This is a genomic window from Rhodococcus sp. NBC_00297, assembly GCF_036173065.1.
In the GTDB taxonomy this organism is placed as follows: domain Bacteria; phylum Actinomycetota; class Actinomycetes; order Mycobacteriales; family Mycobacteriaceae; genus Rhodococcoides.
In genome coordinates this window covers 2469747-2482420 of the sequence record NZ_CP108041.1, presented here as the reverse complement: position 1 = coordinate 2482420, position 12674 = coordinate 2469747, and the positions used below count along the sequence as shown (strand labels likewise).

The window sequence follows — 12674 nt, the reverse complement described above, 5'->3', positions numbered from 1 at the left end:
CTCAGAGCGAGCGGAGGTACGCGACGTCGTCCTTCATGCCGTCGGCGGGCGTCTCCAGCATCACCGGAGCGTCCGCCGCGGCGGCGACGGCGGCCAGCACCTCGGCCTCGATCTCGCCGCTCTCGAGATTGGCGTGACGGTCGCGAGCCGAATCGAACTCGTCGCGAGAGTTGTTCAGGTGCACCAGGTCGATGCGTCCGGTGATCGCCTTGACGCGCTCCACGGCGTCCACGAGGTCCTCGCCGCCGGCCCAGGCGTGGCACGTGTCGAGGCAGAACCCTGCTCCGAACTCCCCGACGGCGTCCCAGAGGCGAGCGATGGCGTCGAAGCGCCGCGCCATCGCGAAGTCGCCGCCGGCGGTGTTCTCGATCCAGATCGGAACCGCGAATCCACCGGACTCGGCCTGCCGTTCGAACAGCTTGCGCCAGTTGGCCACTCCCTCGGCGGGATCCTCCCCGTCGCGAACGTGTCCACCGTGGACCACCAACCCGAGGGCACCGATCTCTGCGGCCACGTCGGCCTGCTGCGCGACGGCCTTGCGGGACGGGATGCGGATGCGGTTGTTCAGGCTCGCGACGTTGATGACGTAGGACGAGTGGACGACGATGTCGACCGCACTGTCCCGGACCGCCTCCAACCCCGAACCGACAACGGGCTTGTTCCACTTCTGCGGGTCCGTGAGAAACAGTTGCACCAGGTCGACGTCGAGATCCTCGGCCTCGCCGAGCGGGTTCTCCGAGTTGCGGACGTGTGCACCGATACGCATGTCCCGACCTTACTCGAGCGGACCCAGCTCCTCGTCGAGTACTCGCTGCACCACCCGCATCGCTGCGAGCGCCGCCGGCGCGCCGCAGTAGCCACTGGCGTGGACCACGGACTCCACGATCTCCTCGCGGGTCAGACCGTTGGTGAGTGCGCCCCGGATGTGCCCGCCGAGCTCCTGCTCGGCCCGGAGGGCGATCAGCATGCCGATGTTCAGCAGGCTCCGACTCCGTCGGTCGAGGCCCGGCCTGTTCCACACGGCGTCCCACACGTGCTCGGTGACGTGGCGTTGCAACGCTTCCGAGTCGGTGCCCGTGCTGTTCTCGAGGGCGGCCGCGACGAAGGTCTCGCCCATCACCTCGCGGCGGACCGCGAGACCGTCCCGATAGGCATCACTCACTGCAGCGTCACCACGACTTTGCCTGTGGCGGTCCGGTTCTCGAGAGATGCGATGGCCTCGCCGGCCTTGTCGAGCGGGTACACCACCGGCTCCGGCGCCACCAGCGCGCCCGAGGCGAACAGCGGCTCGAGCTCGGCCCACTGCGTCGTCGTGTAACCGGGCCGGCTCATCCACCACGCACCCCATCCGGCGCCGACGACCTCGACGTTGCTCAGCAGCAGTCGGTTGACCTTGACCGTCGGGATGTCGCCACCGGTGAAGCCGATGACCACGAGTCGACCCGCAGGCGCCAGCGATCGGATGCTGTCGGTGAAGCGATCCCCGCCGACGGGGTCGATGACGATGTCGACTCCGCGGCCACCGGTGAGTTCCTTGACCGTGTCCTTCCAGCCCTCGCCGTTCGGGCCCTGCAGCATCACCACATCGGTGGCGCCCGCGGCGCGAGCGACCTCGGCCTTGGCCTCGCTGCTCACCACCGCGATGGTGCGTGACGCTCCCAGTACCGGGGCGAGTCGCAGCGTCGATGTCCCGATGCCGCCACCGGCGCCGTGGACCAGGACGGTCTCGCCCTCGGCCAGACGTCCGCGCTCGCGGAGGGCGAAGTGCACCGTCAGATCGTTGAAGAGCAGTCCCGCACCGGCCTCGAACGAGACGGCGTCGGGCAGCGCGAAGACGAGGTCGGGGGTCGCCACCGCCACCTCGGCCATACCGCCGCCGAATCCGGTCAGCGCCGCCACTCGGTCACCGGGCGCGAATCCCGAGCCCTCGGGCGCGGACCGCACGACACCGGCGACCTCGCTTCCGGGCACGAACGGCAGGTCCGGCTTGTACTGGTAGAGACCACGACTGAGCAGTGCGTCGGGGAAGGCCACGCCGGCCGCACGCACGTCGATCACCACGCCGTCGCCGGTGGGCTCGTCGAGATCGGTGAGGGTGAGGGCTTCGGGGCCTTCGAGGGTGGTCACCTGCACTGCGCGCACGGACTGTCCTTTCGCCGGTCGACGGTCGAGGGGTGGTGCGAGTCGACTCGGGCCTCAGGTTACAAAGAACCCGCCGTCGCCGGTGCGCTGGGTCACACAGCAGTACGAGCGGCGCCCACTGCAGAGTTCACGGCCTTCACCGTGCGCACGACGTCGCCCGCGGGAACCGGCCGCGCGATGTGGAAGCCCTGCACCGCGTCGCATCCGAGTCCGCGCAGCACGTCGAGGGTGTGTTCGTCCTCGACGCCCTCGGCCACGATGTGCAGACCCATGCTGTGCGCGAGAGCGATGGTGGATCGGACGATCGCGAGGTTGGCGGAGTCCGACGCGAGCGAGGTGACGAAGGACCGGTCCATCTTCAGCTGCTGCACCGGAAGCGACGCCAGGTACGTCAAGGAGCTGTACCCCGTGCCGAAGTCGTCGATGGAGAGTGAGACTCCCTGCGCGCGAAGCGCTTCGAGCGTGTCGATGGATCGTTCGGGATCGGTCATCGCGGACGACTCGGTGACCTCGAAGACGACGGCGTGCCCGGGAAGGCCGTGGTCGTCCAGAGCCGTTCGCACTCGGGACGCCAGGGAGGAGTCCACGAGATCCCGGACGGAGAGATTGACGGCCACGTCGATGTCCAGTCCCGCCAGCCGCCAGCGTCGGCACGCGGCCATCGCCGTGTCGATGACGAACGAGGTGACGGCCGGGAGCATGCCGGTCTGCTCCGCACTCGGCAGGAACGCGGCCGGCAGCAGCAGCCCCTCGCGCGGATGTCGCCACCGCAGAAGGGCTTCCATTCCCGACACGGCTCCGGTGCGCAGGTCGAGGCGGGGCTGGAAGAACACCTCGAGCTCACCTCCCGTGATGGCGTCCTCCAACTCGCCCATCCTCCGGAGCTGATCGATCCTGTCGATGTCCATCGTGTGGTCGTAGACGGCCAGTCGCGGTTGCCGGGACTTCGCGGCCACCACGGCGGCGTACGCCCGCTGCACCAGCTCCTCGGATCGTGGGTGCGGCGTGTCGGTCGACAGTGCCACGGCCACACTGCTTTCCAGCGTCAGCTTCATGTCCCGCACCTCGAGCGGGGCCCCGACCGCGCGTTGCGCCGCGATCGCGACCGCCACGGCGTCGTGCCTGTCGACGGGGCCCGGCAGGACGAGGGCGAACTCGTCACCCCCGAGACGTCCCACCGTCGCCGACGAGTCCACCGTGTCGACGAGGCGGCGACCGATCTCGGTGAGCACCTGATCTCCCACCGCGTAGCCGAAGGTCTGGTTGATGTCGGAGAACCGGTTGAGATCCACCAGCACCAGGGCCACTCCGTCGCGGCCCTCCGGACCGAGGATCTCGTGCAGCCGACGCCCGAGCCGGCCGCGGTTCGCCAGCCCCGTGACGGAATCGGTGTCGGCCGCAAGGCGCAGTGCTCGCGACTGTCGTTGCAGCAGTGTGAGGAACGAGGTCATCCGCACGGCGCCGAGGACGACGATGATCGAGGCGGCGATCACCACCGCGGGCCCCCAGCGAGTGACCGGAGTGCCGCGCATCAGTTCGATGCTCATGACGACCGGCGTCATCGCCACGGCCGAGGTCAGCAGGATCAGTCGAGCCATCCCCGTCTGCGCACGACTGATGGTGCTGACACGCGGACGCTCGTCGTGTCGCAACGCCGCCGCACCGAAGAGCACGTAGGACGCGAGCCAGCAGACGTTGAGGATCGTGCTCTCGGCGGGACCGTCCGCGACCACCACGTACGAGGTGTAGTCGGCGACCACCATCAGTGCCGTGGCCGCACCCAGCAGCCAGTGGGTGGTGGAGCCCGCGCGTCGCTTCAACACGACGAAGACGAGCAATACCAGCAGGAAGACGTCGATCTCGGTGTAGAAGATGCCGAGCCACGTTCCGGCGTCGGGCACGCGCTCGCCTCGGGGACCGGACACCACGACCCAGGACGCGAGACCCACCCCCGCGGTCATGATCGCGGCTTCGAGTCCGTCCGCCGGACTCAGCATCGGGGTCCCCGAACTGCGGACCGACAGCAGGGCCACGACGATGAGGAGGTATCCCAGGACGTAGGCGGCGTCCGCCACCGACGGGAGAGGTACGCCGCCGCCCGAGTTCTCCATCACCGCGATCGCGATGTCGCCGACGACCCAGAACGACAGCGCCGACGCGACGATCCACCACGAATGGGTGCTCACCTTGCGGTGTGCGCGGATGCCGACGGGAATGGACGCCACCGCACCCACGGCGATGACGCAGTACAGCACGCTGGACACCACGCCGGGCGGAAGCGTCGCGTACACGGCGATCGCGAGCGCACCGACCACGAGAAAACGGGTCGGCGAGGACATCGAGACCATGCTGCCTCTCTCGTGACCCCGACCGACATGGACGGAATCAATGTACCGCCGCCGATGGGCGCGCATCGCGGAAATCCCGCGAAGAGAGCGCGGTCACCAAGTGAATGGTCACTAACCGAATACGGTAAACTGGCTGCTCGCGACCGACGACAGGTGGGAGGCCCGGGTGGTGAACCGTATCGCGGCGGGCTCCGCGTCCACCGAACGTTCACGGATGAAGGCCGAGCGCCGCAGCGCACTGGTCGACGCCGCCGCCGTCCTCGTCGCGGAGCGCGGGTACCACGGTCTACGACTCGAGGACCTCGGCGCCGCGGTGGGGATCAGCGGTCCCGCCGTGTATCGCCACTTTCCGAACAAGGAAGCCGTCCTCGTCGAACTGCTGGTGGGAATCTCCGAGTACCTCCACGCCGGTGGGGAAGAGGTCCTGGCGCGACGGTCGGCACCGCTGCCGACGCTGCACGAACTGGTCGCGTTCCACCTCGACTTCGCCATGACCTCGCCACGCCTCATCGAGATCCAGTTCCGCGATCTCGCGAACCTGCCGACCGACGCCCAGCGTTCGGTGCGCTCGCTGCAGCGCCGCTACGTCGAGATCTGGGTCCGCACCCTGCGGGAACTGGACTCGGACTGCTCCGAGGACGACGCTCGTGTCCAGGCTCACGCGGCGTTCGGTCTGCTCAACTCCACTCCGCAGTCGATGGGCCGCGTGCCCGCGTCGCTGCTCCGACACCGTTTGTCCACCATGGCTCTGACCGCTCTGGGGATCGACCCCGCCGCATCCACCATCACATCTGCCCCCACCAGTGAGGAAACAGCATGACCGCACCTTCCGGCACCACGTCCGTCATCGTGGCCGGTGCCCGCACTCCCATCGGCCGTCTGCTCGGATCGCTGTCGACCCTCTCCGGCTCGGACCTCGGCGGCGTCGCCATCGCCGGCGCCCTCGAGAAGGCCGGGATCAGCGGTGACCAGGTCCAGTACGTCATCATGGGCCAGGTCCTCACGGCCGGCGCAGGCCAGATTCCCGCACGCCAGGCCGCCCACGCCGGCGGCATCCCCCTCAGCGTTCCTGCCCTGACCATCAACAAGGTGTGTCTGTCCGGTGTCGACGCCATCGCCCTCGCCGACCAGATGATCCGCGCCGGAGAGTTCGACATCGTCGTCGCCGGCGGCCAGGAATCGATGTCCCTCGCCCCGCACATGCTCGAGAAGAGCCGCAGCGGATTCAAGTACGGCGACGTCACCATGAAGGACCACATGGCCTACGACGGCCTCTACGACATCTTCACCGACCAGGCCATGGGCGCCCTCACCGAGGACCGCAACGCTGACACCCGCTTCGTCACCCGCGAGGAGCAGGACGCCTTCGCCGCCGCGTCGCACCAGCGCGCCGCCGCAGCCTGGAAGAACGGCGTCTTCGACGACGAGGTCGTTCCCGTCAGCATCCCGCAGCGCAAGGGTGATCCCGTCGTCGTCACCAGCGACGAGGGCATCCGCGCCGACACCACCAGCGAGAGCCTCGCCAAGCTCCGCCCGTCGTTCGACAAGAACGGCACCATCACCGCCGGCTCCGCGTCCCAGATCTCCGACGGCGCCGCTGCCGTCGTCGTCATGAGCCGCGCCACGGCCGAGGAACTGGGACTGACGTGGCTCGCCGAGATCGGTGCCCACGGCGTCGTCGCCGGACCCGACTCCTCGCTGCAGTCCCAGCCCGCCAACGCCATCACCACCGCCTGCGCCAAGGAGGGCATCGCCCCGACCGACCTCGACCTCGTCGAGATCAACGAGGCGTTCGCCGCCGTCGGCATCGTCTCCACCCGCGAACTGGGCATCGACCCCGAGAAGGTCAACGTCAACGGCGGCGCCATCGCCATCGGTCACCCCCTCGGCGCGTCCGGCGCCCGCATCGCCCTGCACCTCGCACTGGAGCTGCAGCGACGCGGCGGCGGAGTCGGCGCCGCAGCACTGTGCGGTGGCGGTGGACAGGGCGACGCCCTCATCCTGCGGGTCCCCGCAGCCGAGTAGCCGGTTCCACACCCAAAGCGTGCAGGTCGGCGCTAGTCGGCCTGCGCCCTCAGGTACCGCCCGAAGTGGGGGACGGTGAAGCCGATCGACCCGCGCTCGGCGGAGTAGATCAGTCCCTTCTTGATCAACCCGTCGCGTGCGGGGGACAGCGACGCCGGTTTCCGTCCGAGTTCCACGGCGATCTTCGACGTGGAGACGGGACCGTCGTCGCCTGACAGGTCGGCCATCGCTCGCATGTACTCGCGTTCGGCGGGAGTTGCTCTCTCGTAACGGGATCCGAAGAACCCGACGGCCAGCTCGTCCTCGGCCGTCGGTGCTGCGACCCGCACGTCGTGGACCGTGATCGGGCTGTCCGCGGCCAGATCCCACGTCGCCTTGCCGTACGCCTGAACGAAGTAGGGGTACCCGTCCGCGGCCTCGTACAGCGCGTCGAGTGCCTCGCTCGTGTACTCGACGTCCTCCCGCTCGGCCGGTGCGATGAGGGCGCGGTCCGCCGAAGCGCGGTCCAGGCGGTCGATGCGGTGGTAGCTGAACAGGCGCTCGGAGTAGCTCTTCGACGCGGACAGCACCGCAGGCAGGTGGGGAAGACCGGCGCCGACGACGATCAGCGGCGCCGCGTCCTGGCTCAGTTCGTGGCACGCGCCGCAGATCGCGGAGATGTCCTCCGCCGCGAGGTCCTGCATCTCGTCGATGAAGAGGGCGATACCGACGCCGACGTCCCGAGCCAGCGACGCGGCGTCGAGCAGCAGTTCGACCAGGTCGATCTCGATGTCACCGGTGTCCGCGCGCCCCTTGAGAGCGGGCGCGTCGATGCCGGGCTGCCACTTGTCCCGCATGCCCTTGTCTGCGGACGCACGAAGAGCGAAGGACTTCAGCACACCGAGGAACTGGTCCACGCGTTCGGGATCGCGATGCGCCACCGCGATCTCCCGCACTGCCATGTGCAGCGCCGACGACAGCGGTCGCCGCAGGTCCTGGTCGGGGCGGGCCTCGATCTTCCCGGTTCCCCACTTCCGCGAGATCGCCGCTGATCGCAGGTGGTTCAGCAGCACCGTCTTGCCGACGCCGCGCAACCCGGTGAGCACGACACTGCGTTCGGGCCGACCGCGCGCGATGCGCTCGAGCACCACGTCGAACGCGTCGAGTTGCTTGGACCTGCCGGCGAGCTCGGGTGGCCGCTGGCCGGCGCCGGGTGCGTACGGATTGCGAACGGGGTCCATGGCGTGACGGTAGCAACGTCGGTAGCGTTCTCTGCCCTTCTCTAGCGCGTGTCCTAGAACCGAACAGAGAGCAATCGACAACCGGACCCTTGCCTGTGACGCCGTGACGCAGCTACTCTGGGGCCATGTCGCGCATTCTCGTAGTTCACCGCAGCGGGGTCTGATCTCGGACCGACCCCCCGCTGCGGGTCGAACGAGCGCCCGTCGGTCCTTCCTCTCACCGGAAAGACCCCAGCGACATGAGCACCAGCGCACATTCCCTCACCGAACACTTCTCACACAGTTCCGCTGCCATTCACGCCTCGTCGGCTCTGCCGCACGGGTTGCGCGCGGAGGCTGACGGCATGTCCTTCGCGGAGTTCGTCCACACCTACTCGCCCACCTCGGGCCCCATCCGGCTCGGTTCCGCAGAGTGCGCGCCGAAGGGTGCGGGCAGGTTCGAGTTCACGGCCACCCTCGCCATCGGCGACACCATCCGCAGTTCGTCGATCGTCTGCCACGGGCCCGCCGAGGCCATGACGTCGATGCTCTACGACGCCGGCGTCAACCTCGAGATCTTGTCGTTCCACCAGCAGATCACCGAGACGGGATACGTCACCTACATCCGCGGACAGCAGGATCACCGCACCGCGTGGGCCATGGGGACGGGCTCGGATCCGACAGAGTCGACCGCCAAAGCCCTTGTCGCTGCGGCTAATCGGATGCAGAACCAGTAGTCGGCGATCACACCGCTCTCACGAGCCCGGCGCAGTCGATCTGATGGCTGCCAGCATCGCGGACTGATACCGACGGATGGTTGCTCGGTCGTCGTCCGACAACTCGGAGAGTTGCGTGGCCGCCCTGAGGATCAGCGGGCCGAAGAACTCTGTGCCCAGTCGCTGCGCCTTGTCGGTGACCCTCAGGGCCACCTTGCGGCGGTCACCGACGACCGACTGCCGTTCGACGTGGCCGGCGAGTTCGAGCCTGTCGACGAGTGCCGTCGCGGTCGCCGAGGTGATTCCCAGCTGCGTCCGCAGCCAGGACGGAGTAGCCGTTCGACCGGCACGAGCAGCATCGAGAAGAACGATCAATGCCCGCACGTCGGTGCTGTGCATGCGGTGCTTCTCGGCGAATCCCGCACCCAGCAGATCGAGCTCGACGACGAGCGCACGCAGGCCGTGCACCAGGTCCATGACGTCCGTGTCCACCGAGGGGGTTGCATCGACTTCGTCCACGGCATCAGTATGTCACCTATCGTATTACTCGACCATCGAGACAACGGGGTGCCGCATGACAGACGCGATGCAGACGTTCCATCGATCGCCCGAGGGGCGGGAGTTCGCTGCTGCCTACGACCGCGTCCTCGGAACGTGGCCGGCGGGAACGACCACGACGATGGTGCCGACACGATTCGGCGACACCCATGTCACCTCGGCCGGTCCCACCGACGGTCGTCCTGTCGTACTGCTCCCCGGATCCGGGGCGACCTCGATGGCCTGGACCGGCCAGGCGACCGAACTGAGTCGTCGCCACCGAGTGGTCGCGGTGGACATTCTCGGTGACGTGGGGCGATCGGTTCCGGCGGGTGAACCCGCGAGGAACGTCGACGACCTCATGCTGTGGTTGGACGATGTGTTCGCCGGGTCGGCACTGCGGCGACCGTCGATTCTCGCTCACTCGTACGGCGCGATGATCGCTCTGGCGTTCGCTCTCCGTCGGCCGGCCGACGTCGACCGCCTCGTCCTGCTCGATCCGAATTCGTGCTTCGCCGGCATGCGCGCCGCCTACCTGGCTCATGCGATACCGCTCCTGCTGCGACCGTCGGAAGAGCGACAGAGACGATTCACGGCGTGGGAGACGGGCGACGCAGTTCTCGACGCCGACCTGTCCCGACTGTCCGAACTCGGAACAGCCCATCACCCTCGTCGTCGGCCCATCGTTCCGAGGCGGCCGAGTTCTTCGGCGCTGCACTCGCTCCAGGCGACCACGACGGTCGTTCTCGCCGGGTCCAGCCGGATTCACGACAGTGCTGCGGTGCGAGATCGCATCCAGAAGAACTGGCCGTCGATCAGTACCCGAATCCTCGACGGCGCCACCCATCACACGTTCCCGGACTCACCGAGAGCAGAACTCGGCGTCGCGATTCACGACGCTCTGACGAGGTAGCGACAGCCGTCTGCACACGTCCGTCAGGACAGGAATCGCGCGATCGCGTCGTCCCACTCCCGGTCCCGACGACGGTCGTAGACGCGGGCGAAGACGCTGCGCACGATCACGAGCACGATCGCCACGAGCGCGAGAAGTGCTGCAGCGCCGAAGATGCTGACCACCACGACGTCGACCCCGGTGGGCGGGGGTGCGATGCGACGACCGTCCGCGTCGACGGTGATGGTCACCTCGGTACCCGACGGACTCTGCGCCGCAACAGGAACCGACCCGACGTGCTTCACGCCGTCGGAGGACCAGGTCGCGGGAGCCAACACGGTGGGAGTGACCGCCGCGAATTCGTCCGACGCCACCGGCGCCACGGCGTCCGCGGTGGTCGTGGCGAGCACCGACGAGGACGACGTCACGGCGTCGGCCGCCATGGTCTGCTGATCGTGGTAGAGGCTGACGCCCATCACGGCGACGAACGGGACGGCGAGCAGGAACAGCGTCACGAGAAGACGGTGCAGTCGAGCCTCCGCGCGGTCGACGCCTCGAACGAGCGGGTTGCGCGGTGTGCGCGCCACGGGCCGCCGAGTGTCGTCGGTCCCGCGCTCCGCCCTCTTGGAATTGTCCGCCATCGTCTCGTGTCCTGCCTGCGTCACGGACCCCGTGCGCCGTGACGGCGGCGGGTGTCCTGCGTGTCCGACCTTCTGTCCAGCGTCCGCGCAGCGTGTGACCTCGGCAAGGTCGTTCGCGTCACGTCACATGTGTTCTCGCTTACCCGAGGTGCTTTACTGTTACCAGTTGTCATACTAAGATTTGTGTGAACGAAGCCACACCGGAAGGACCCGACATGACCGCCGATGCCGACAATCTCGTGCTGCAGGCGCGCGACGTGCACTTCGACTGGGACGACCTGCCGATGCACTGGATCCCGGGTGAGCCGTTCTCCACACACGCGCTCAACGTGCTGCACCTGCTCCTCCCCGCCGGGGAGGAATGGTTCGTCGAGACGTTCCGCCAGGCGCTCCCGTTCATCGAGGACGAGAAGCTCCGCGAGGACGTCATCGGGTTCATCGGCCAGGAGGCCATGCACTCGTCGGCGCACTCCGGCGTCCTCGAGCACCTGCAGCGCAGCGGACTCGATCCGACGCCGTTCACCGACCAGATGAACTGGGTCTTCGGCAAGGTCATCGGCCCTCGACCCATCACCAGCAGCCGCGAGAAGAACTACCTCGTCGAGCGCCTGGCGATCATCGCGGCCATCGAGCACATCACCGCGTTTCTCGGCGACTGGGTTCTGAACGCCGAGGGGCTCGACCGCGCCAACATCCACCCGACCATGCTCGACCTGCTGCGATGGCACGGGTCCGAGGAGGTCGAGCACCGCTCTGTCGCCTACGAGACGATGCGCTACTTCGATCGCCGCGAGGTCCGACGCCTTCGCACCCAGGCACTCGCGGCACCGCTGCTGGTCTACCTGTGGATCCGCGGAACCCGCTTCCTCATGCAGAACGATCCGCTTCTCGCCGACGGACCGGCGTCCCGGCGCCGTCCCACGCCATTCGCCTGGCGCCGCGCGGCGAAGAAGGGCACCGTGCCGGGGCCTGTCGATCTCGGCCTGCGGCTCTCGCGCTACTTCCGTCGCAGCTACCACCCCAGTCAGGAGGGCTCGACGGCGCAGGCCGTCGCCTATCTGGCCTCCTCGCCCGCGGCGCGGGCAGCGTCGCGATGATCGACGCACCACGCGACCTCCGCGGACGGCCTCGTGGCGACCGGGCCCTCGGCCTGATCGGCCTGGTCGTCGGCAACTACCTCGGTGCGATGTCGCGTGTCCCCTACGACCCTCGGGTGGCCCTGCGTCCCCCGGACACCGCGGCCACGCTGACGGTCGCGAGTGTCACGCCGGTGACCAGCGACGGCGATGTCGCGCAGATCGATCTCGTCGATGCGGGCGGATCGTCACTGCCGGGCTGGCAGCCGGGCTGCCACATCGATGTGCACCTGGAGGGCGACGCGACGTCGGGACCGCTCCGGCGGCAGTACTCGCTGTGCGGCGACCCCGACGACACGACGCGGTACCGCATCGCCGTCCGACGCATCGGCACCGTCTCGGAGCGGATGCACGCCCTGCGCCCCGGCGACACGGTGACGGTGCGCGGTCCCCGCAACGCTTTCCTGTTCGCGCAGGAACGCTCGGTGCACTTCGTCGCCGGCGGCATCGGCATCACCCCGATCCTGCCGATGGTCCGCGCCGCTCGCGATCTCGGCCTGGACTGGACCTTCGTCTACTGCGGACGCTCCCGCGAGAGCATGCCCTTTCTCGACGAGATCGAGAGCTGGAATTCGCCGCGTGTCGCCGTCCGCACCGACGTCGAGGACGGACTGCCCACTGTCACGGACCTTCTGGGTCCGGCCGCCCGTGGCGGCGCGGTGTACTGCTGTGGACCGACGCCGATGCTGAACACCGTGCGCACGTCGTTCGCGGGCTGCGGCGCGTCTGCTCTGCACTTCGAACGTTTCGGGGCCCCACCCGTGGTGGGCGGTCGGCCGTTCACGGTCACTCTCGCGAGAAGCGGTCGCACGCTGACAGTTCCCGCCGACAGGTCTGCACTGTCCGTCATCGTGGACGAGGACCCGACAGTCGCGTACTCGTGTCGCCAAGGCTTCTGCGGCACCTGCAAGGTGCGTGTTCTCGCGGGGACGCCCGAGCACCGCGAGACTCGACTGAGTCCCACCGAGCAGCAGGAACACATGCTGCCGTGCGTGTCTCGGGCAGACTCCGACCACCTCACGCTCGACGTCTGATGTC

General features: G+C 68.3%; 13 protein-coding genes. 6 read left to right on the top strand and 7 right to left on the bottom strand.

The features are described 5' to 3' along the window. Position 1: 1 nt before the first annotated feature. The 4 genes from OG947_RS11855 to OG947_RS11840 all read right to left on the bottom strand — a co-directional run bounded on the left by OG947_RS11855 (position 2) and on the right by OG947_RS11840 (position 4481). Complete coding sequence (locus OG947_RS11855; protein ID WP_027506076.1) at positions 2-766, bottom strand: deoxyribonuclease IV; 765 nt, start codon at positions 764-766, stop codon at positions 2-4. A 9-nt stretch (positions 767-775) separates the two neighbouring features. Next, positions 776-1117 (bottom strand): carboxymuconolactone decarboxylase family protein, encoded by a 342-nt coding sequence (locus OG947_RS11850; RefSeq protein WP_222638096.1) that lies wholly within the window; start codon positions 1115-1117, stop codon positions 776-778. 41 nt (positions 1118-1158) lie between these two features. Beyond that, positions 1159-2142 carry an NADPH:quinone oxidoreductase family protein gene (locus OG947_RS11845; RefSeq protein WP_027506074.1) on the bottom strand — a complete coding sequence of 328 codons (984 nt, stop codon included), beginning with the start codon at positions 2140-2142 and terminating at the stop codon, positions 1159-1161. A gap of 92 nt (positions 2143-2234) precedes the next feature. After that, on the bottom strand, positions 2235-4481 hold the full coding sequence (locus OG947_RS11840; protein WP_222637903.1) for a putative bifunctional diguanylate cyclase/phosphodiesterase: 2247 nt from the start codon (positions 4479-4481) through the stop codon (positions 2235-2237). Between the two features lie 223 nt (positions 4482-4704). Between OG947_RS11840 and OG947_RS11835 the strand changes: the two genes are divergently transcribed. Together OG947_RS11835 and OG947_RS11830 are read left to right on the top strand one after the other, a co-directional pair. Then, complete coding sequence (locus OG947_RS11835) at positions 4705-5310, top strand: TetR/AcrR family transcriptional regulator (protein WP_051613430.1); 606 nt, start codon at positions 4705-4707, stop codon at positions 5308-5310. After that, entirely contained in the window at positions 5307-6515 is a 1209-nt protein-coding gene (locus OG947_RS11830; protein WP_328811911.1) for an acetyl-CoA C-acetyltransferase, read from the top strand. Before OG947_RS11835 ends, OG947_RS11830 begins: the two co-directional genes overlap by 4 nt. A 32-nt stretch (positions 6516-6547) precedes the next feature. Here the strand turns inward: OG947_RS11830 and OG947_RS11825 are convergent, their stop codons facing one another. Further along, positions 6548-7735, bottom strand: coding sequence for an AAA family ATPase (locus OG947_RS11825; protein ID WP_307108085.1), 1188 nt, complete (start codon positions 7733-7735; stop codon positions 6548-6550). A 239-nt stretch (positions 7736-7974) separates the two neighbouring features. Between OG947_RS11825 and OG947_RS11820 the strand changes: the two genes are divergently transcribed. Further along, positions 7975-8451: an alpha-isopropylmalate synthase regulatory domain-containing protein gene (locus tag OG947_RS11820; RefSeq protein WP_027506070.1), complete on the top strand. Its 477-nt coding sequence runs from the start codon at positions 7975-7977 to the stop codon at positions 8449-8451. A gap of 18 nt (positions 8452-8469) precedes the next feature. Here the strand turns inward: OG947_RS11820 and OG947_RS11815 are convergent, their stop codons facing one another. After that, positions 8470-8949 carry a MarR family winged helix-turn-helix transcriptional regulator gene (locus OG947_RS11815; protein WP_231476362.1) on the bottom strand — a complete coding sequence of 160 codons (480 nt, stop codon included), beginning with the start codon at positions 8947-8949 and terminating at the stop codon, positions 8470-8472. Between the two features lie 55 nt (positions 8950-9004). Between OG947_RS11815 and OG947_RS11810 the strand changes: the two genes are divergently transcribed. Further along, entirely contained in the window at positions 9005-9880 is an 876-nt protein-coding gene (locus OG947_RS11810) for an alpha/beta fold hydrolase (RefSeq protein ID WP_328811909.1), read from the top strand. A 23-nt stretch (positions 9881-9903) separates the two neighbouring features. Here OG947_RS11810 and OG947_RS11805 read toward each other — a convergent pair whose 3' ends face one another. Continuing rightward, entirely contained in the window at positions 9904-10500 is a 597-nt protein-coding gene (locus OG947_RS11805; RefSeq protein ID WP_027506067.1) for an Rv1733c family protein, read from the bottom strand. Positions 10501-10715: 215 nt separating this feature from the next. Between OG947_RS11805 and OG947_RS11800 the strand changes: the two genes are divergently transcribed. Next, positions 10716-11597: a metal-dependent hydrolase gene (locus tag OG947_RS11800; protein ID WP_328811908.1), complete on the top strand. Its 882-nt coding sequence runs from the start codon at positions 10716-10718 to the stop codon at positions 11595-11597. Continuing rightward, positions 11594-12670 carry a PDR/VanB family oxidoreductase gene (locus tag OG947_RS11795; RefSeq protein ID WP_328811907.1) on the top strand — a complete coding sequence of 359 codons (1077 nt, stop codon included), beginning with the start codon at positions 11594-11596 and terminating at the stop codon, positions 12668-12670. The genes OG947_RS11800 and OG947_RS11795 overlap by 4 nt, the downstream gene beginning before the upstream one ends. The last annotated feature ends 4 nt before the right edge of the window (positions 12671-12674 follow it).

Coding starts and splice junctions, on each gene's coding strand:
- OG947_RS11830 (WP_328811911.1), top strand. CDS start 5,307: ATGACCGCACCTTCCGGCACCACGTCCGTCATCGTGGCCGGTGCCCGC.
- OG947_RS11820 (WP_027506070.1), top strand. CDS start 7,975: ATGAGCACCAGCGCACATTCCCTCACCGAACACTTCTCACACAGTTCC.
- OG947_RS11855 (WP_027506076.1), bottom strand. CDS start 766: ATGCGTATCGGTGCACACGTCCGCAACTCGGAGAACCCGCTCGGCGAG.
- OG947_RS11805 (WP_027506067.1), bottom strand. CDS start 10,500: ATGGCGGACAATTCCAAGAGGGCGGAGCGCGGGACCGACGACACTCGG.
- OG947_RS11800 (WP_328811908.1), top strand. CDS start 10,716: ATGACCGCCGATGCCGACAATCTCGTGCTGCAGGCGCGCGACGTGCAC.
- OG947_RS11850 (WP_222638096.1), bottom strand. CDS start 1,117: ATGGGCGAGACCTTCGTCGCGGCCGCCCTCGAGAACAGCACGGGCACC.
- OG947_RS11825 (WP_307108085.1), bottom strand. CDS start 7,735: ATGGACCCCGTTCGCAATCCGTACGCACCCGGCGCCGGCCAGCGGCCA.
- OG947_RS11795 (WP_328811907.1), top strand. CDS start 11,594: ATGATCGACGCACCACGCGACCTCCGCGGACGGCCTCGTGGCGACCGG.
- OG947_RS11840 (WP_222637903.1), bottom strand. CDS start 4,481: ATGTCCTCGCCGACCCGTTTTCTCGTGGTCGGTGCGCTCGCGATCGCC.
- OG947_RS11835 (WP_051613430.1), top strand. CDS start 4,705: ATGAAGGCCGAGCGCCGCAGCGCACTGGTCGACGCCGCCGCCGTCCTC.
- OG947_RS11810 (WP_328811909.1), top strand. CDS start 9,005: ATGACAGACGCGATGCAGACGTTCCATCGATCGCCCGAGGGGCGGGAG.